The following is a 17,733-nucleotide window of genomic DNA, read 5'->3' as shown; positions in this document are numbered from 1 at the left end:
TGCTCCGATGAGCATGTCTGGAGGGTCATGTCTTTGGAGGCTGGTCCGGCAGGCCGCGCGGCAGCTCGAGGACGAACGCGGCGCCGACGGGCGACGCGTCCTCGACCCGCAGATCGCCGCCGTGGAGCCGGGCGGCCTTGCGGGCGATGTACAGCCCGAGGCCGGCGATCCCGGCGTGCTCGCCGCGGCCGAAGCGCTCGAAGATCTGGTCGCGCAGCTCGGGCCGGACGCCGGGGCCCTGGTCGCACACGGTGCAGCGCACGCGCGCGGGCGCGTCGGTGATCGTCACCGTGAGCGTGCTGCCCGGCGGCGTGTGCCGCACCGAGTTCTCGAGCACGTTGCCCAGGACCTGGCCGATCCGCACGCGGTCGACGAACAGCCGCGGATCGGCGGCCGGGCAGCGCACCTCGAGCGCGACCCCGGCCCGCTCGGCGGCGCCCTGGACCGCCTCCATGGCCTCGTGGACGAGGTCGACCAGCGAGACCAGGCTGCGCTCGAGCGCGACGACGCCGCCACCCAGCCGCGCGGCCTCGAGGACCCGCGTCATCAAGGTGTCCATCCGCGCGACGTTGCGGGCGATGAGGCCGCTGCGGCGGGCGATCTCGGCCGAGGACGGGCGATCGGCGCCGCGCGCCAGCATCTCCGCCTGGAGCCCGATCGTCGTCAGCGGGGCGCGCAGGTCGTGGGCCATCGCGGCCATGAAGTCGTCGCGCAACGAGCCGAGCGCCTCGAGCCCGGCCCGGGCGGCCTCGATCTCGCAGGCGCGGCGGCTGAGGTCGCGGGTCAGGTTGGCCAGTTCGGTGTTGCTGGCGAACAGCCGCGCCTCGAGGTCCACGCCGTAGCGCGGATCGAGCGGCGCGGCGACGAGGAGGTGCTCGCGCGCCCGCAGCGGCACGACCAAAAATCGCAGCGGCCGGGTGTCTCCGCCGTCCGCCGTCACTTGCAGCTCGTAGACGGCGGCCGCGTCGGCGGTCAGGGCGGCGGTCAGCTTGCGGAGCGACGCCGATTCGACCAGCGCGTCCATGCGCGCGTCGACGCGAGCGCGCGCGCCGAGCAGGGCGCTCGTGGCCGGGCTGGCGGCGGAGATCCGGCCGTCGACGAGGTGGAGCACGACGAGGCCGTGGGGCAGCTCGAGGAGCGCGGCGAGCAGCGAACCGTCGCTCATGACTTCCACCTCCGCGCCCAATCGACGGCCGCGCGCGCCGACGACAGCACGGCGCCCGCGCTGGCCGGCAGATCGGAGAGCTCCCTGCCGAGCATCGCGGAGCCGCCGACGAGGATCTTCGGGTTCGAAGGCTGGCGCCGCAACCTGGCGACGAGCGACGCGAGGGCGCGGCGACGGGTGGCCATCGTCAACGACAGGACCACCAGCCCGGGCCGCGTCTGCGCGACCCGGTCGAGCAAGGCGTCGTCGGCGACGTCGGCGCCGAGGAACACGCCGTCCCAGCCGTCGAGCGTCAGCAGGTCGGCGACCATGCGCGCGCCCATGGTGGTGCTCGCCCGCGACGCAGGCGATGAGGGCCCGCGGCCCGGGCGGCGGCCACGGAAACTCGGGGTAGAGCGCGCTCAGGACCGACTGGGCGAGCGCGGTGGCCACGTGCTGTTCGGCGATCGTGATCTTGTTGCACGACCACAGGTCCCCGAGCCGGACGAGCGCGGGCTGCACGACGCCCTCGTACAAATGATCGACGCCGCGCGCGAACGCCTCGCGCGCGCAGGCGAGGGCGCCCGCACGATCGCCGGCCAGCAGCGCGGACGCGAAGCGGTCGCCCTCGGTGGGTTCGAGAGTCACGGGAGGCTTCTCCGCGCCTGGAGGATGCATCGCTCGCACGGGCATTGAACGGCGACGGGAGAGCGTAGCACCCGGCCGTCGCCGCCCGGGGCGAGCTCGAGGCCGGCGGTCCGGCCGCCGAGCCGCGGCCGGCGAAGGACACCGAACCGACGCCACCAAAGCGCATGCATCGTCGAGTCCGCCGCGGCCGCGGCGGCGGTCGCGGCCGCACGGCGAGGCCGAGGCCGCGTCGTGCGTGGCCCCGCGAGGCCGCGCCCGGACGCGGCGCTCGTCAGGGCGGCGAGCCTCAACGATAGCCTTTGAACATGTCTTGGTGGACATGTCGCAAGGAGCATGGTCGTCGAGGCGGCCCCGCGAGGGAGGGAGCGCAGTGACCCTGTGCGAGGGGAGCTGCGCTGTCCCGGGCCGGAGCCGAGTGGCGCGCGAGCCAGCGCGCGTCAGTCGTCGGCGTAGGCGCCGTAGGCGGCGACGGCCGGGTTCTCGGGGTGGAAGTCGGCCGCGGCGGGGTCGGCGAACTGCGGCGCCTCGGTGATCACGGCGCCGACGCAGCCGGCTTCGCCGCCGGTGACGGGGCCGTCGACGACGTTGTCGTCGATGGCGAACGCCATGGCGGCGGCGTCGAAGCAGTCGTTGACGAGGTTGTGGCCGCCGGCGAAGATGTTGCGGCGGATGGTGGCGTTCGCGGCGGTGCCGGCGTCGTCGAGGTTGATCTCCGAGCGCGAGTCGGCGGTCGAGCCGGCGCCGTTGGCGTGGAAGGTGTTGCGCGCGATGACGATCGCGTCGGTCGCGGGCCCGGCGAAGCGCACGCCCGAGTAGTAGTTGCCGTAGATCAAGGTTGTGACGGACGAGCACGTCGGTGATGGTGCCTTGGTCGGCCCCGTTGATGACGATGCCGTCCTCGTAGTCGGCGTGGCCGTTTTCGGTGATCCGGTTGCGCTCGATGACGATGCCGGCGAGCGTGCCGTACTCGCCGTCCTGGGTGTACAGCTGGATCCCCCGCGAAGCGTTGGCGCGGATCACGTTGTTGACGACGGTGATGTCGCTGCCGCTGGCGAGGTAGATGCCGTGGTCCTGGTGACCCTCGGGGCCGCAGCGGCCGAACCGCTCGATCAGGCAGGCCTCGACGCGCAGGCCCTTGGCGTCGTTGCTCTCGATGTGGCCGCCGTCCTCGCCGGTCTGGCAGTCGCCGGTGAAGGTGACGTGGTCGATGGTGATGTCCTCGACGGCCTCGACGCTGGCGGTGTTGAAGGCGCCGGCCTTGGCGAAGCCGCCGATGTCGAAGGTCAGGTTGCGGAGGACGACGTGGCTGCCCTGCTCGGCGAAGGTGACGCGGCCGCCCAGGCGCACGCCGTCGCGGCTCTCGCCGACGAACACGATCGGCGCGTCGGCCGTGCCGCCGCGCACGACGTAGAGCAGCGGATCTTCGCCGGCGTAGTCGCCGTCGTGGATGAAGTAACAGGTGCCGGGGCCGTCGTCGGCGAACTCGCCCTCGCCGCGGGAGGCGGCGCCGAGCTCGTCGACGGTGGTCAGATCGACGCGGTGGGTGCCGTCGGGGCAGGCGCCGGGGAGGTCGGTCCACTCGCCGATGGCGATGTCCTCGGCCTCGTCGCCGGTGGTGCCGGTCGTCGGGTCGGGGTCGGTGGTGCCGGGCGCAGGGGTCGAGGTCGTGGGCGCCGCGGCGGTGGTGCCGTCGGTCGCGGCGCCGCTGGTGGTGCCGTCCGCGGTGGCGGGGCCGCTGCCGTCGCTGCTCTCGCCGCCGCTGGTGGCGTCGCCGGTGGTGCCGGTGCTGTCACTCGTGGGCTCGCTGCAAGCCGACTGGAGGGCCAGCAGGAGCGGCAGAGGGAGGGCGAACTTCGGCGCAGGCATGGCGCCGAGCATAGACGAATCGTGATGCCGGAATGGGCGCACGGCCGCGCGGGGACGATGAGCACGCCGCGCGACCGGTCGGCGCCGCGCGGCCCGGTCGGCTTCGACCCGCCAGACGCGCGCAGAATCGGGGAGCGCACGGGGTGGAGCGGACGAGTCGTCCGCGGACCTCGGGCCCGCTCACTCGCGCGGGCTGCGGAGTCGACGTGGTCGGGAGAGCATGCTTGAAAGGACATGCGCGATGAGACATGTCTTTTCGCGCATGTCCTCGGGGTCATGCCTCGTGCGAGGTCATCCGGGGCCGGCGGCGGACGTCGCGGCGGCGAGCGCCCGCTCGAGGGTGGGCAGCAGCTGTTCGCCGCGGAGGGCCGCGCCGACCTCGATGATGGTGCCGGTGCCGTCGACGAGGACGCCGGTGGGGATGCCCGAGAAGCCGAAGCGGGCCATGGTGGCGGCCTCGCCGTCGCGGCCGACGAACGCGTGCGTCCACGGCATCGACCAGTGCTTGTCGCGGAAGTCCTGGACGTCGCCGGGGCGCTGATCGGTGGAGACGAACACGAATTCGATCCGCGGCCGCTCGATCGGGCCGAGCTTGCGCAGGCCGTCGTCGCCCGGCCCGGCCTCGCGGCCGTGGATGGCGGCGTAGGCGGCGTGGAGGTCGCGCATTTCGCCGACGCAGGGGCCGCACCAGGTCGCCCAGATCGACGAAGTACATCCGACCCCGGCGATCGGCCTGCACGACCGGCGGGGCGCCGGCGGCGAGCGCCGGGAACTCGAAGTCGGGGAACGGCTTGCCGCGCTGGAGCGTGCGGTCGGGGTCGAACTGCTCGGCGAGGTGCTTGGCAGCGTACGTGCCGGCGAACCGCGGCTCGCGGACGCGGGCGTACAGCTCGGCGACGCGGGCGTCGAGGCCGCGATCGCGGCCGCGATAGAGGAGGAGACCCAGGCCGCCGAGGGCGACCTCGGGGTCGGGGTGGGCCTCGGAGCGGGCGAGCCACGCCTCGGCGCGCGCGGCGAAGGTCTCGTCGGCGGTGTCGAGTACGCGGGCGAGGAGGTTGTGGATGTTCCAGAACACGCCGAGCCGCGGGTCGAGCGGATCGACGCGCGCCAGCAACCAGTCGGCGCGCTCGCGGGCGTCGGCGTCGTCGTCGTGGCCGACGAACAGATCGAGGTGAGCGAGGCGCAGCAGGGTGCGCTCGTCGGCGCTGGCGGCGGCATCGGCCTCGGCGAGCGCCTCCGCGGCCAGCGCGGCCATGCTCGCCTTCTGGGTCGCGTCGGGGTCGAGGACGTTCCCGTCCTCGCGTAGCATGCTGCGCTGCAGCGCGGAGACCCGGGGCTGCCAGGCGTCGCGGTAGAGCCGGACGGCGCGCAACGCGGGCGGCTCGCCGCGCCACTCGAGCTGCGCCGGCTTGCCCGCGGGCGGCAGGGCGGCGAGGTCGAGCTCGAGCGCGTCGCGGCCGGCGAGGTCGACGGCCGACCAGTAATCGCCGCCGCCGTCGGGCTCGTAGCGGTCGGCGAGCGGGCCGTTGTAGGTGCGCCCGCCGCCGCCGCCGAGCTGGTAGCGCATCTGCACGGCCTGCTTCGGCCGGCTGGCGAGGTCGAGCCGGTAGGTGCCGGCCGGGGTGCGAGCGAGGGTCCTGGACTCGGCCGCGAGCGGGCCGTGATCGGGGCCCAGGAACTGCAGGTTGACCTGCAAGGCCTCGGGGGACTGCGGCCGGGCGTAGGTGCCGAGGTTGCCCTCGACCTCGACGGGACCGTTCACCAGCAGGTTCTGCACGACCTGGGCGTGATCGACCGCGGCGACGCTGAGCACGTAGGAGCCGGGCTCGACGTCGACGCGGAAGCTGCCGTCGGCGGCCAGCGCCTCGCTGGCGACCGGTTTCATGAAGCCGTTGCGATAGAGGGTGAAAGCGGCTGACCGCAGCGGGGAGCCGTCGTGCGCGCGGAGGCGCCCGGAGATCGAGCTCGCGGCCGGGGTGGGGGCGGGCTCCGGCGCGGCCGCAGCAGCGACGGGCGGCGGGGCCGAAGGCGCCGGAGCGTGGCCCGCAGCGTCGCAGGCAGAGAGCATGAATAACCAGGAGAACACGCCAATACGCATACGGTCGACCATAGCACGCGAGGCGATGCGCTGCGATCGGGACGTACCGGCGATCGCGGTCCGGGGTAATCGGGGGCTGCCGTCGGCTCGGCGGATGCGCGAGATGGCGGTAGAAAACGGCCTGTCGCGAGGGACAGGGGATCGATGCCCGTCTCGCGGAGCATGGCCTCGGGGCGAGGCGCTTGTCCGGAGCGGCTGGAGCGGGGGAGCCTCGCGCGGCAGGCCGGCGCAATTGAATGGGGTGTCCTTCAGGGCATGCTCATGAGAGCATGCCCCGTAAGACATGTCGTTCAGGGCATGTCTCGGAGGACGCGTGCTTCCGCGCTCACGGGCGGCCGGCGGCCGTCCGCGCCGGGATCGCTGCGGCCGGGGTCGCCCGGGCCGCCTGCCGGAGCGTGGGCACCAGCTCGTCGTCGCGGAGGTCGCTGCTGAGCGCGACGACGGTGCCGGCCTCGTCGACGAGGACGCCCATCGGGATGCCCATGAAGCCGAAGCGCCCCCAGACGTCGGCCAGGTCATCGGGTCTCACGATCGCGTGCGTCCACGGCATCGTCCATTGCTGGGCGCGGAACGCCTCGACGTCGCCGGGCTTCGCGTCGAGGGAGACGAACACGAACTCGATGTTCGGGCGCGCGGCCGGGCCGAGCTCGTGCAGGGCGTCCTCGCCGGGCCCGGCCTGCAGGTCGTTGACGGCGGCGTAGGCGGCGTGGAGCTCGGGCATGCCGGCGACGCAGGGGCCGCACCAGGTGGCCCAGAACTCGATGAAGTAGGGGCGGCCGCGGCGAGCGGCGCCGGTGACCGGCGGAGCGCCGGCGGCGAGCGCGGGGAACTCGAAGTCGGGGAACGGCTTGCCCCGCTGGATCGGGCGGTCCGGGTCGAACTGCCTGGCGATGAACTCGGCGTTGAAATTGTCGGCGAACCGCGGCTCGCGGACGCGGGCGTACAGCGCGGCGACGCGGTCGTCGAGGCCGCGGGCGTCGGCGCGGGCGAGGAGGTAGTGGAGGGCCGTGAGCGCGAGCTCGGCGTGGGGGTGGTCGGCTGCGTGGCCGAGCCACACCTCCGCGCGCGCGGCGAAGCTCTCGTCGGCGGTCTCGAGCACGCGTCCGAGGTGGAAGGGGACCGACGAGAGCAGGCCGAGCCGCGGGTCGAGCGGATCGACGCGGGCGAGGATCCAGTCGGCCTGCTCGCGCGCGTGCGCGGGGTCGTGGAGGACGGGGAACACGTCGAGGTAGGCGAGGCGCAACAGCATGCGCGTGTCGTCGTCGGCGGCGGCGTCGGCGTCGGCGCGGGCCTCGGCTGCCAGGGCGGCCAGGGCCGCTCGCTGCGCCGGGGTCGGCTCGCGGACCTTGCCGTCCGGGGCCGTCATGCTGCGCTGGAGCGCGGTGCTCCGCGGGCCCCAGGTGTCACGGAAGATCCGCACTGCCCGCTGGTCCGGCGGCTCGCCGCGCCACTCGAGCCGCGCCGGCTTGCCGGCCGGCGGCAGCGCGGCGAGGTCGAGCTCGAGCGCGTCGCGCCCGGCGAGGGCGAGGACCGACCAGAAGTCGCCGCCGCCGTCGCTCTCGTAGCTGTCGGCGACCGGGCCGTTGTGGGTGCCATAGTCGCGGCTGAGCTGGTAGCGCAGCTTCACGGCGCGCGGGGGCCGGTCGGCGAGGTCGAGGCGATAGGTGCCGGCAGGCGTGCGGGCGGCCGGCCGCCAGTCCTCGTCGAGCGGCTTGTCTTCGGCGTCGAGCCACTGCCGGCGCAGCTGCAGGGCCTCGCCCGGCTCGGGACGGAAATAGGTGCCGAGCTCGCCTTCCACCTCGACGGGGCCCGCGAGCAGCAGGGGTTGCGCGATCTGGGCGTGATCGACGGCGCCGATGACGAGCGTGTAGAGGCCGGGCTCGACCTCGACGCGGAAGCTGCCGTCGGCGGCGAGCGAGCCGCTGACGACCGGGGTCGGGGAGCCGTTGCGCTGGAGGGCGAAGCTGGCGGCGCGCAGGGGGAGCCGTCGTGGGCCCGCAAGCGGCCGCCGACGCTGCTCGGTGCCGGCGCGGGCGCGGGGGTCGATAGGGGCGTCGTCGTCGCTATGGCGGGAGACGGGGCAGAGGGAGCCGGTGGGTCGGCCGCGGCGCCGCAGGCCGCCAGCACGAACAACCAGGGGAGGATACCAACGCGCATGAAGGCGAAGGCTAGCACGCCGCGACGGCGCGAGCCGAGGTGTCCGCCGGTCAGAAAGATCGGCGTGTCCGTGTAGCTGTAAGCACGCCGTAAGCGACGCGAGGGGCCGGCGCGAGCGACATTTCGTCGTGGCGACATGGCGCGGCCGGGCGGCCCCGCGGGACATTTTGTCGTGGCTGCCCGGAGCTGTAGGTTGTTCCAAGGGACATGTCTTTGGGAGCATGTCAAGTGAGGGGCGGCTCGGCGTGAGGGCGGCGGCCGGTGGAATATGTCCATGAGGCATGTTCCTGTGAACATGCTATCGCTGGCCGGGCGAGGGCAGTAAGGCGTATGTCTGTTAGGACATGTCCTATCAAACATGCTGTCGCTGGCGACCGCGGGCCGGGCGAGGCGGTGGTAGAACAGATGTTCACGAGGACATGTTCTCGTGAACATGCTATCGCTGGCAGACCGCGGGTCGGGCGAGGCGGCGGTAGAATGGATGTTCAAGAGGACATGTCCTCGTGAACATGCTATCGATGGCGGGCGGGCGAGGGCGGCGATAGGACGGATGTTCAAGAGGGCATGTCCTCATGGACATGCTACCGATGGCGGGCGGGGCGAGGCGGCCGCAGGACGGATGCCCGTGAGGACATGTCCTCTTGGACATGCTATCGCTGGCAACCCGTGGGCCGGGCGAGGGCGGCGGTAGGACGGCTGTCCCGAGAGACAGGCCGCTCTGCGCCGGCCGCGAGCGAACTGCCCGCTGTCCCGTGGGACAGGCGAGCTCGGCTCAGGCGCGGCGGCTGGCCTCGACCGCGACGGCCATGCGCCACAGCGCGAGGAACACCGCGACGCAGGCGAGGCCGCGGGCGGACCAGGACGCCCAGGCCTCGCCGGCGCCGTGGACGGCGACCAGGACGATCGCGGCGGCGACGGCCCAGCGGGCGAGGGTGAGCGCGCCGGAGCTCAGCCACAGGAGCGGGCTCTTGGCCACGTCGATGCAGGCCCGCACGTACTCGCGGGGGTGGACGCCGCGCTCGCCGCGGAGCACCCGGCGGGCGGCCGCCAGGTCGCCGACGCAGGTGGCGAAGGTCAGGACGAGGATCAGCACGACCAACTCGACGAGGGCGTGCGAGGCGGCCAGGACGTTGGTGACGAAGCTGAGGACGAGGCGGAGGACCAGGCCGTAGAGGCCGATCAGCGCCAGCACCGGGAGGTTGCCGAGGCTGGCGCGGCCGAACTCGGCCCAGGCGCGGGTGCTTCGGTCGCTGGCGTCGTCGAGGCGGAGCAGCGCGCCGCCGCGGACGAGCAGGGCGATCGCGGCGCCGAGCAGGCCGCTGGCGATGGTGGCGGTCGCGAACACGGCGACGATCGCGGGGCTCTGGGCCAGCAGCTCGGCGAGCGCGGCGATCAGGCGGTGCGGGTCGGTCCACACGCGCCCGCCCATGACGGTGCGCACGGCCCCGGCGACCGGCAGGGCCAGGCCCCACGCGAGCGCGAGGTGCAGGGCGCACAGGCCGAGCCACAGGCCCGGCACGCGGAGCACGCGGCGCAGCGCCCTCACAGGCCGAGGCCTCCGAGCAGGGCGAGGTCGACCGCCTCGCTGAAGCGCGCCAGCGGGTCGCTGATGCCGTCGGGCTTGCGCGAGCCGGGGGCGCGCAGGTGGTCGTCGAGGCGCTCGCCCTCGAGCAGGAGCTTGTCGTCGGGATCGACGGCGACGCCGGCCAGCTTGCGCCCGGGGAAGGTGAACACGCGGTAGCGGGCCTGGCCGTCCCACCACAGCCGCTCGCGCTCGCCGCCCTTGAACTCGAACTCGAGCTCGACCGGCAGGCGGAACTCGCCCTCGCGCACGATCAGCGCGAAGCCCTCGCTGGCCTCGTCCGCCAGCTCCTCGCCGGCGGGCTCCGGCTCCGGCTCGATCAGGGCGAGCGCGCCGTCCTGACCGCGGCGCCAGCCGCCGCCGCCGACGGCCCGCCGGTTGGCGATCCTCGCCACCGTGAAGTCGACGGAGGCGGTGGTCTCGAGGCCCTGGGCCAGGAAGTCGGCGACGTCGAGGTCGACCGGCTGTCCGTCGGGACCTGTCTCGGAGATCCTGACCTTCGGGCCCAATTCGCGCAGGAGCACGGCCCGCAGGTCGGCGCCGGTCGGGTGGCGGAAGCGCCAGGTGTCGCAGTAGACGCGGAAGGCGCGGTCGAACTTTTCCGGGCCGACCAGGGCGCGCAAGGTGTGGAACACGGCCGCGGTCTTGCGGTAGACGGTGCCGCCGAAGGTGCCGGTGAAGTCGCGGTACGCCTCGGCGGGGCGGTCGACGGCGTCGAGCTCGGCGCTGCTGCCGAGGGCGACGCGGATCATGTCGACCGTCGAGACGCGCTGGTTGCCGATCCGCGCGATCGTGGCGTCGCCGCCGAACCAGTCGTCGAGCACGAGGGTGTTGGAGAACGAGTTGATGCCCTCGTCGAGCCACGGCTGGGTCGCCTCGTCGGAGGCGAGCAGGCCCTGGAAGTACTGGTGGCCGAACTCGTGGATGGTGGTGAACTCGCCGGTGAGCAGCTCGTGGATGCCGAGCAGGCGCAGCGGCAGCGGCAGGCGCAGGATGTCCGAGGTGGTGTAGAGCGTCGGGTACTCCATGCCCTGGGCCCCGCCGGCGGACTCCGGCGGGTGGACGATCGTGATCGTCGACCACGGGTAGGGCCCGAAGCGCGCGTCCATGCTCTCGAGCGCGGCGACCTGCGCCTCGAGGTGGCGCTGGGCGTCGGCCGCGAGCGCGCGCGGGATGAGCTGGCGGATCCTGACGTCGCGCCACATGTCGTCGTACTCGAGGAAGTCGGGCGAGGCCGCCCACGCGAAGTCGTGCACGGTGTCGGCGCGGTAGTGCAGCCGCTTGCGCCCGCCCTCCGGCGGCCGCTCCTCGACCAGCACGCCGCTTGCCCCGACGACCATGTCCTCGGGGACATCCAGGTGGACCTCGTAGTCACCGAAGTCGGCGTAGAACTCGCTGTGCAGGGTGAACACGTGGGCCTGCCAGCCGCCCTCGTGGCGCACCGCCAGCTTCGGGTACCACTGGCCGACCATGTGGAAGTCGCCGTCGTAGCCGGTGCGCGCGAACACCCGGGGCAGCTGGGTGAAGAAGTCGAGCTCGACGGTGACCGCCTCGTCGGGGCCGACCGGGCGGGGCAGGGCGAGCGTGCCGAGGCTGGGGTCGGCGCCCTCGACCAGCGCGAGCGGGGTGGCGGCGGCGTCGCGCTGCTCGGGCGCCTTGAAGTCGACGGCGGGGCCGTGGGCGAGCAGGCGAGCGGCGCGGACGTCGATGTAGCCCCACTTGCCCTCGCCCTTGTCCTGGCGCGCGCCGCGGTGCGCTCCGCGGGCCTCGGCCATCCACGCGGTGTCCTCGGCGCGGAAGCCGTTCATATAGAGGTGGAGGACCAGCGAGTCGACGGGCGCGCGCGTGTGGTTACGCCAGGTGATGCGCGCGGTGCCGCTGACGGTGTGCTTGTCGGCGTCGAGGCTGGCGTCGAGGACGTAGTCGGCGAGCTTGATGCCGGCGGGGATCGGGCCGCGGACGTCCGGCGGTCGCAGCGGTTCGGCCGGGTCCGGCAGCCGCCGCTCCGGCGCCGCCCCCGGCTCGCACGCGACGACGCCCGCGAGGGCGCACGCGGCGGCGCGACGGAGGAGACGAGGGCTCACTGCGAGCATCGGACCAGCCCTGTACCACCGGAGTTTCGCGGCGCACAAGGCCGCTCCTTCGGCGCACGGCGTGTACACTCGCGGCGTGAGCGCAGGGCCGACTGACAGGGGCGCAGGTGCCGACGACGGCGGCGGACGATCGCTGGCATTCACCGACCTCGACCAGGAGGCCCTGGCGCTGCGCGGGCGCGCGCTCGGGGCGTGTCTGCAGGCCGGCGACTCGGTGCTGCTCCACGGCCCCATGGGCGCCGGCAAGACGACGCTCACGCGTGCGATCGCCGTCGGCCTCGGCGTGTCTCATCCCGGTCGGGTCCAGAGCCCGACCTTCACGCTCTGCATGGTCCACCACGGCCGCGGCCCGAGCCTCGTCCACGTCGATCTGTTCCGCCTCGGCGGCGACGGCGACGAGGGCCTCGGCGGCGGCGCAGGCTTCGATTCCCTCGACCTCGAGGATCTGCTCCTCGAGGCCGGTGCGTTCGGCGAAGCGGCCGAACAGCCGAACCTCTCGCGCGGGGCGGCGATGATCGTCGAGTGGGGATCTCGGTGGCGTACGCCGCCTGCGGATCACCTGGCGATCACGCTGACGCGCCCGTCCGTGGACCGCAGATCCCTGTTCGCCGCGGCCACTGGCCCCCGTGCGGCCGCGCTGCTGTCCGCATGGTCGGTCGCCTGCGAGGGCCTCTCCTCCTCTTAAAGGAAGGAAAGGCAAGGTCTCAAGAGACCTGGCCGGCGAGTACACGGCGCTCGGGGCAGATGCGATCTTCTGGGCCTCACGGGCTGTGACGCGGGCTTCAGGGAGATCGGACTTGTGCTCGCACGTCGTCATGCGGCGCGCCGACGTCGAGCAATTCGGCGGCCGCGGCGGCGCGTAGACGGCCAGATTCATGGAATTTCGCCGATTTAGCGAGCTCGCAAGCGCGTCGACGAAGGTGCGATCGGCCGGCGCCGACAGGTCCGCGACACCTAAGGTACACGGGCCGCTACCCCCTCCCCGCTGGCCCTCCCCGAAAAAGTTGGCTCCTACGCTGCAAATTGCCTTTGCAGAGCAGATGTTCCGGATTATGGTCCTTGCCGAGCAACGAGGTCGGGCTTCTCCGATCTACCGCGACCTCCTCCACATTCTCGTCCGCACGGACGTACGAGCGAAAGAACCAACAATGGCAACCAAGAACAAGGCACCCAAGGAAATCCTCGTCGTCGGCAGCAAGGTCAAGGACGTCATCCGTGACGCGGGTCTCCGCAGCGATGGCGAGCTGATCCAGGCCGTGTCCGACAAGGTCCACGAGCTGCTCGGCGCCGCGATCGAGCGCTGCAAGAGCAACAACCGCAGCACCGTTCGCCCCTACGACCTGTAGGCCGTTCGACCCGCCAGGGTCGCACGCAGCGAATAAAAAGGCCGCTCCTGTCCGGAGCGGCCTTTTTTCGTGCCTGCGACGATTCGCCGGGCGGGCGATCGACGATTGACCCGCCGACTCGTACGCTCCGGCAATTCTTGCGGCCAGATCGGCCGCGGAGCGGGCGGCAAATCCTCGGTGTGTCCGAGGGGGCATGTGCGAGCGGACATGATCCTGGGCACATGTCCGCGCGGACATGCCCGCGAGGTCAGCCGGTCGCCGGGGACTCTTCGATCTGCCAGCGCTCGAACACCGCCGGGTTGTGATCGATCTCGACCAGGAAGCGGCTCGGGCGCATGATGTGCGACGGCCCGTCGCGGGTCTCCTCGATCACCGGATAGCAGCAGTACAGCTCGTCGGCGGCGCGGGTGGCCGCGACGTAGAACAGGCGCCGCTCCTCCTCGAGGTCGGCGGGGTCGCGCACCGCGGTGGCCATCGGGAAGCGGCCCTCGGCCAGCCACAAGACGAAGCAGATCGGCCACTCGAGGCCCTTGGCCTGGTGGACGGTCGACAGCACCAGCATGTCGTCGGGCTCCTCGGCGCCGAGGACGTTCTCGGCGCTCATGCCCTGGACCAGGGCGAGCTCGCTGAGGAACTCGTTGGCGCCGTCGTAGCGCTCGGCGTAGCCGGCGAGGTGCTCGAGGTCGTCCTTGCGCGCGGCGGCGTTGGGGAAGTTGCGCTCGGTGTATTCGCCGTAGTGGCGGGCGACGACCTCGCGGATCATCGCCCCGGGGCTGCGCAGATCGGGGTTCTCTAGCAGCGCCCACAGCTCGGCCAGGCGCTCGAGCGCGGGCTTGGCCCGCCCGCGCGCCTGACCCGCCTGCTCGGCCAGCACCTGCGCGGCGGAGGCGGTGCCCGCGGCTGTCTCTTTGGCCAGGAGCACCGCCAGTTGCTCGGCCGTCTGCGCGCCGACCCCCGGCCACAGGCGCAGCAGGCGGATCCACGACAGGCTGTCCTGCGGGTTCTGGCGCGCGCGCAGGTAGGCGACCACGTCCTTGATGTGGGCCTGCTCGAAGAAGCGGAGGCCGCTGCGCACGGTGTACGGGATCTGCCGCCGCGTCAGCTCGACCTGCAGCTCGAGGCTGTGCGAGTGGTTGCGGTAGAGCACGGCCATGCGCGACAGCGGCAGGTCGTACTCGTGGTGCAGCTCGAGCACGCGCTGGGCGATGAACTCGGCCTGCTGGAACACGTCGCGCAGCGGGATCACGGCCGGCTTCGGCCCCGACTTCTTCACCGCCACCAATTCCTTGGGGTACTGCTTGACGTTGCGGGCGATGCTGCGATTGGCGAGCGCGAGCACCTCGGGCGTCGAGCGGTAATTGATGGTCAGCGGATACAGCCGGGCGTTCGGGTGGCGGCCGCGGAACTCGGCGATCTGGGCGAAGTCGGCGCCGCGGAAGCCGTAGATCGACTGGGCGTCGTCGCCGACGCACACCAGGCTGCCGTGCTCCTTGGCCATGGCGTCGACCAGCGCGCCCTGGATCGCGCTCACGTCCTGGTACTCGTCGACGAGCACGTGATCGTAGGCCGAGCGCACCAGCGCGGCGACCTCGGACAGGCGCGGGTCCTCGAGCAGGCGCAGCCAGTGGATCAGCAGGTCGTCGAAGTCGCACACGTTCATGTGCCGCTTGCGCTCGGCGAAGCGGACCGCGACCTCCTCGACCATGACGGCCTGATCGAGCAGGCGCAGGCCGTGCTCCTCGACCACCTGCAGCAGCGGCTTGCGGGTGTTGGCGGCCAGGCTGATCAGGTTGGCCAGCACCTTGGGCTGGGGGAAGCGGCGCGCGGTCAACGTCTGCAGGCCGAACTCGGCGACCACGGCGGAGAGCAGGGTGCGCGCGTCCTCGGGGTCGAGGATGCCGAAGTCGGGCGAGAGGCCGATCGCGGCGCCGTAGCGGCGGAGGATCCGGTTGCCGACGTGGTGGAAGGTGCCGGCGGAGCAGCGCCGCATCTCGACGCCGAGCAGCGACTCGACCCGCGCCACCATCTCGCGCGCGGCGCGATTGGTGAATGTGCACAGGAGGATCCGCTCGGGGTGGCAACCGCCGGCGACCAGGCGGGCGACGCGGTAGGTGAGCGTGCGGGTCTTGCCGGTGCCGGCGCCGGCGAGCACGAGGATCTCGCCCGGATCGGCCTCGACGACCGCGAGCTGCTGCGGGTTGAGCTCGCGCGACAGGTCGAAGGGGACGCGCGTCGGGGCGCTCGACTTGAGGACGTACTTCATCCGAGGTGCTTCTGCAGGAACGCGAGGATCTGCTCTTCCATGTGCACGCGGTCCTCGAGGCCGCGCGGCATGTGCCGCTCGTCGGGGAACAGCAGCAGCTCGTAGGGCTTGCGCGCGCGGATGAGGGCGCCGATGAGCCGCGAGGTGTGGCGGAAGTGGACGTTCTCGTCGATGAGGCCGTGGACCAGCATCAAGGCGCCGCGCAGCTCGCCGGCGTGGGCCATGACGCTGCTCTCGCGGTAGCCCTCGGGGTTGTCCGCCGGGGTGCCCATGTAGCGCTCGGTGTAATGGGTGTCGTAGCCGTCCCAGTGGGTGACCGGGGCGCCGGCGACGGCGAGGCGGAACACGTCGGGGTGGCGCACCACCGCCATCGCCGACAGGTAGCCGCCGTAGCTCCAGCCGTAGATGCCGACGCGCGCGGGATCGACGAGGCCCTCGTTGGTGAAGTGGCGCACGCCGTCGACCTGGTCTTCGAGCTCGACGCGGCCGAGGTCGCGGTGGATCGCGCCCTCGAAGGCGAGGCCGCGGCGGGCGCTGCCGCGGTTGTCGATCTTGATCACCAGGTAGCCGCGGCTGCGCAGCGACTGCGCGCGCATGTCGACGGTGGTGCCCCAGGTGTCGACGACGCGCTGGGCGTGCGGGCCGCCGTAGACCGCGACGAGCGTCGGGTAGGGCGGGCCGGCGGGGACCGGGGCGCCGCGGGCGTCGGCGCGGATGGCCGAAGGGTCAGGTCGGTAGACCGCCGCCCACAGCTCGTCGCCGTGGCGGTTGCGGAAGCTGACCAGCTCGGGCGGCGGCAGGTCGAGGCCGGCCAGGCGCGGGTCGTCCTCGGTCGGGAGCGCCTCGATCAGCGCGCCGTCGTCGAGGCTGCGCAGCGACAGGCGGGTCGGGTGCTGCACGCTGCTGTGCGCGTCGACGAAGCGCCGCTTGGCCCGGTCGACGACGACGCCGTGGACGCCGGGCTCGTGCGTCAGCTGGACGACGTCGCCGCCGGCCAGCGGGACCATGAACAGGTGCTGCTCGGTCGGGCGCTCGCGCCAGCCGGTGAAGTAGACCCGGCCGCGGTCCTCGTCGACGGTCACGACATGGTCGATGGGCCATGTCCCGGAGGTCAGATCGCGGATCAGCCGGCCGTCGGCGGCGCGCAGCTCGAGGTGGCGGAAGCCGGTCCGCTCGGACGACCACACGAAGGCGCCGGCCAGCTCGCCCTGCTCGAGCGGGCGCAGGTCGTCGTGAAGGTTGTACCAGGGGGCGGCTGTCTCTTCGACCAGGTCGGTCCGCTCGCCGGTGCGCGGGTCGAGGCGCACGAGGCGGTGGTGCTGCTGGCTGCGGTCCTGCAGCTGCGCGCTGAGGCTGCCGTCGGGGAACCACTTGACGCGGGCGAGGTACTCGAACTCGCCGAGGTCCATCCAGGTGACGCGGCCGCCGGCGACCGGGACGACGCCGAGGCGCACGCGCGCGTTGGGGCTGCCGGCGAACGGGTAGCGGTGGTCCTCCTGCGCGCCGTCGCCGACCTGGTCCTTGCCCTGGTGGACGATGCGGTAGACCGGGATGTGCGTCTCGTCGACCTCGACGAACGCGAGCTGCTTGCCGTCGTCGGACCACCAGAAGCCGTGGCTGCGGTGCATCTCCTCCTGGGCGATGTACTCGGCGAGGCCGTGGGTCTTGCCGGTCCCGCGCGCGCCGCTGGTGAGCTGCTTCGGCGGGCCGCCGGCGACGTCGACGACGTACAGCTCGTCGTCGTGGACGTAGGCGACGCGCTTGCCGTCGGGCGAGAGCTTGGCGTCGAGCGCCGGCGGGGCGCCGGGGCCGGGATCGACGAGCAGGCGCAGCTCGCTGTCCTCGGGCCGCTTGACGTAGATCTTGCCGGTCAGCGGGACGAGCATGGTGTCGCCGTCCTCGGCCCACGCGTACGAGGTGACGCCGAGCTCGCGCTGGCGCGACCGCTCGCGCCGCAGCTTCTCCTCGAGCGAGAGGTTGGCCTCGGTCGCGCCGCCGCCGGGCGGGGCGACGAGCAGGCTCTCCTCGCCGGTCTTGAGGTCGCGGCGGTAGAGCTGGCGCACCAGCGTGCGCTCGGGGCTGCGCAAGTAGGCGAGCGCGCTGCCGTCGGGGGTGAAGGTGATCGACTGCGGACCGACGAGGCCGGGCAGCGGATAGGCGGCGGCCTCCTCGAGCGGGAGCGGGGGCTTGGACGTGGAAGGCGTGGTCATGACGGGGCGAGGCGGCGGCTCGTGACGCGCGTCGTCGCGGCCGCACGCGCCGGTCAGCGCGAGGCATGCGAGCGCGAGGCCGCGGACGAACGGTGCGTCGAGGTTCAGGGGGGACGGCACGCGCGTGCATCTTGGCACACTCGCGCCCGCCGTAAACGCGGTCGCGGCGAGCGCCGAGGCCCGCCGCGGCCCCCGTCGCGGTTTCGCGGCGGCGTGTGCGGAAGCACCGAGTCGCCGCGGCGGGGCGCGTGGGGAGCCGCGGGGCGAAGCGGCGCGCGCCACTTCCGACGCGGGGGCCTCGGACCGGTGTAAAGCGGGGCGCGAGG

Annotated in this window: 14 protein-coding genes and 2 pseudogenes; 5 read left to right on the top strand and 11 right to left on the bottom strand. The window is 72.8% G+C overall.

The genetic code is table 11. The features are described 5' to 3' along the window. Window positions 1-25: 25 nt before the first annotated feature. From OV079_RS22415 to OV079_RS58360, 6 genes and pseudogenes are all read right to left on the bottom strand, one after another. Window positions 26-1,165: a sensor histidine kinase gene (locus OV079_RS22415; protein WP_267770899.1), complete on the bottom strand. Its 1,140-nt coding sequence runs from the start codon at window positions 1,163-1,165 to the stop codon at window positions 26-28. Next, a complete protein-coding gene (locus OV079_RS22410; RefSeq protein ID WP_267770898.1) occupies window positions 1,162-1,476 on the bottom strand; it encodes a cobalamin B12-binding domain-containing protein in 315 nt (104 codons plus the stop codon). The genes OV079_RS22415 and OV079_RS22410 overlap by 4 nt, the downstream gene beginning before the upstream one ends. 142 nt (window positions 1,477-1,618) lie before the next feature. Beyond that, window positions 1,619-1,822, bottom strand: a pseudogene (locus tag OV079_RS58370) (B12-binding domain-containing protein); the annotation flags it as partial. Between the two features lie 407 nt (window positions 1,823-2,229). Beyond that, on the bottom strand, window positions 2,230-2,625 hold the full coding sequence (locus OV079_RS22400; protein ID WP_267770896.1) for a hypothetical protein: 396 nt from the start codon (window positions 2,623-2,625) through the stop codon (window positions 2,230-2,232). Window positions 2,626-2,722: 97 nt separating this feature from the next. After that, window positions 2,723-3,658 (bottom strand): annotated as a pseudogene (locus tag OV079_RS58365) (right-handed parallel beta-helix repeat-containing protein); the annotation flags it as partial. Window positions 3,659-3,949: 291 nt separating this feature from the next. Further along, window positions 3,950-4,324 (bottom strand): TlpA family protein disulfide reductase, encoded by a 375-nt coding sequence (locus OV079_RS58360; protein ID WP_420829420.1) that lies wholly within the window; start codon window positions 4,322-4,324, stop codon window positions 3,950-3,952. A gap of 307 nt (window positions 4,325-4,631) precedes the next feature. On the opposite strand from OV079_RS58360, the gene OV079_RS58355 reads away from it, so the two are divergent. Both OV079_RS58355 and OV079_RS58350 read left to right on the top strand, forming a co-directional pair. Next, complete coding sequence (locus tag OV079_RS58355) at window positions 4,632-4,964, top strand: hypothetical protein (RefSeq protein ID WP_420829419.1); 333 nt, start codon at window positions 4,632-4,634, stop codon at window positions 4,962-4,964. Between the two features lie 354 nt (window positions 4,965-5,318). Beyond that, entirely contained in the window at window positions 5,319-5,576 is a 258-nt protein-coding gene (locus OV079_RS58350; RefSeq protein ID WP_420829418.1) for a hypothetical protein, read from the top strand. A 505-nt stretch (window positions 5,577-6,081) separates the two neighbouring features. On the opposite strand, the gene OV079_RS56150 is transcribed toward OV079_RS58350, so the two are convergent. After that, a complete protein-coding gene (locus OV079_RS56150; protein ID WP_267770893.1) occupies window positions 6,082-7,554 on the bottom strand; it encodes a TlpA family protein disulfide reductase in 1,473 nt (490 codons plus the stop codon). Between the two features lie 27 nt (window positions 7,555-7,581). Between OV079_RS56150 and OV079_RS22380 the strand changes: the two genes are divergently transcribed. Beyond that, complete coding sequence (locus tag OV079_RS22380) at window positions 7,582-7,989, top strand: hypothetical protein (protein WP_267770892.1); 408 nt, start codon at window positions 7,582-7,584, stop codon at window positions 7,987-7,989. A gap of 696 nt (window positions 7,990-8,685) precedes the next feature. Here the strand turns inward: OV079_RS22380 and OV079_RS22375 are convergent. Together OV079_RS22375 and OV079_RS22370 are read right to left on the bottom strand one after the other, a co-directional pair. Further along, window positions 8,686-9,441, bottom strand: coding sequence for a hypothetical protein (locus OV079_RS22375; protein ID WP_267770891.1), 756 nt, complete (start codon window positions 9,439-9,441; stop codon window positions 8,686-8,688). A gap of 14 nt (window positions 9,442-9,455) precedes the next feature. After that, window positions 9,456-11,588: a M1 family metallopeptidase gene (locus OV079_RS22370; protein WP_267770890.1), complete on the bottom strand. Its 2,133-nt coding sequence runs from the start codon at window positions 11,586-11,588 to the stop codon at window positions 9,456-9,458. 76 nt (window positions 11,589-11,664) lie between these two features. Here OV079_RS22370 and OV079_RS22365 point away from each other — a divergent pair, with 76 nt between their 5' ends. Then, a complete protein-coding gene (locus OV079_RS22365) occupies window positions 11,665-12,273 on the top strand; it encodes a tRNA (adenosine(37)-N6)-threonylcarbamoyltransferase complex ATPase subunit type 1 TsaE (protein WP_267770889.1) in 609 nt (202 codons plus the stop codon). A 463-nt stretch (window positions 12,274-12,736) separates the two neighbouring features. After that, complete coding sequence (locus tag OV079_RS22360; RefSeq protein WP_096326703.1) at window positions 12,737-12,934, top strand: hypothetical protein; 198 nt, start codon at window positions 12,737-12,739, stop codon at window positions 12,932-12,934. A 247-nt stretch (window positions 12,935-13,181) separates the two neighbouring features. On the opposite strand, the gene OV079_RS22355 is transcribed toward OV079_RS22360, so the two are convergent. Continuing rightward, window positions 13,182-15,197 (bottom strand): ATP-dependent helicase, encoded by a 2,016-nt coding sequence (locus tag OV079_RS22355; protein ID WP_267770888.1) that lies wholly within the window; start codon window positions 15,195-15,197, stop codon window positions 13,182-13,184. After that, entirely contained in the window at window positions 15,194-17,527 is a 2,334-nt protein-coding gene (locus OV079_RS22350; protein ID WP_267770887.1) for a S9 family peptidase, read from the bottom strand. Before OV079_RS22350 ends, OV079_RS22355 begins: the two co-directional genes overlap by 4 nt. Between the last annotated feature and the right edge of the window lie 206 nt (window positions 17,528-17,733).

It is taken from the genome of Nannocystis pusilla (assembly GCF_026626665.1).
Lineage (GTDB): Bacteria > Myxococcota_A > Polyangia > Nannocystales > Nannocystaceae > Nannocystis > Nannocystis pusilla.
This window is presented reverse-complemented; position numbering and strand designations above follow the sequence as displayed.

What these genes read in the sequence shown, in the direction of transcription:
- OV079_RS22415 (WP_267770899.1), bottom strand. Translation starts at nt 1,165, where the DNA reads ATGAGCGACGGTTCGCTGCTCGCCGCGCTCCTCGAGCTGCCCCACGGC.
- OV079_RS22410 (WP_267770898.1), bottom strand. Translation starts at nt 1,476, where the DNA reads ATGGTCGCCGACCTGCTGACGCTCGACGGCTGGGACGGCGTGTTCCTC.
- OV079_RS58360 (WP_420829420.1), bottom strand. Translation starts at nt 4,324, where the DNA reads ATGCGCGACCTCCACGCCGCCTACGCCGCCATCCACGGCCGCGAGGCC.
- OV079_RS22370 (WP_267770890.1), bottom strand. Translation starts at nt 11,588, where the DNA reads ATGCTCGCAGTGAGCCCTCGTCTCCTCCGTCGCGCCGCCGCGTGCGCC.
- OV079_RS22360 (WP_096326703.1), top strand. Translation starts at nt 12,737, where the DNA reads ATGGCAACCAAGAACAAGGCACCCAAGGAAATCCTCGTCGTCGGCAGC.
- OV079_RS22355 (WP_267770888.1), bottom strand. Translation starts at nt 15,197, where the DNA reads ATGAAGTACGTCCTCAAGTCGAGCGCCCCGACGCGCGTCCCCTTCGAC.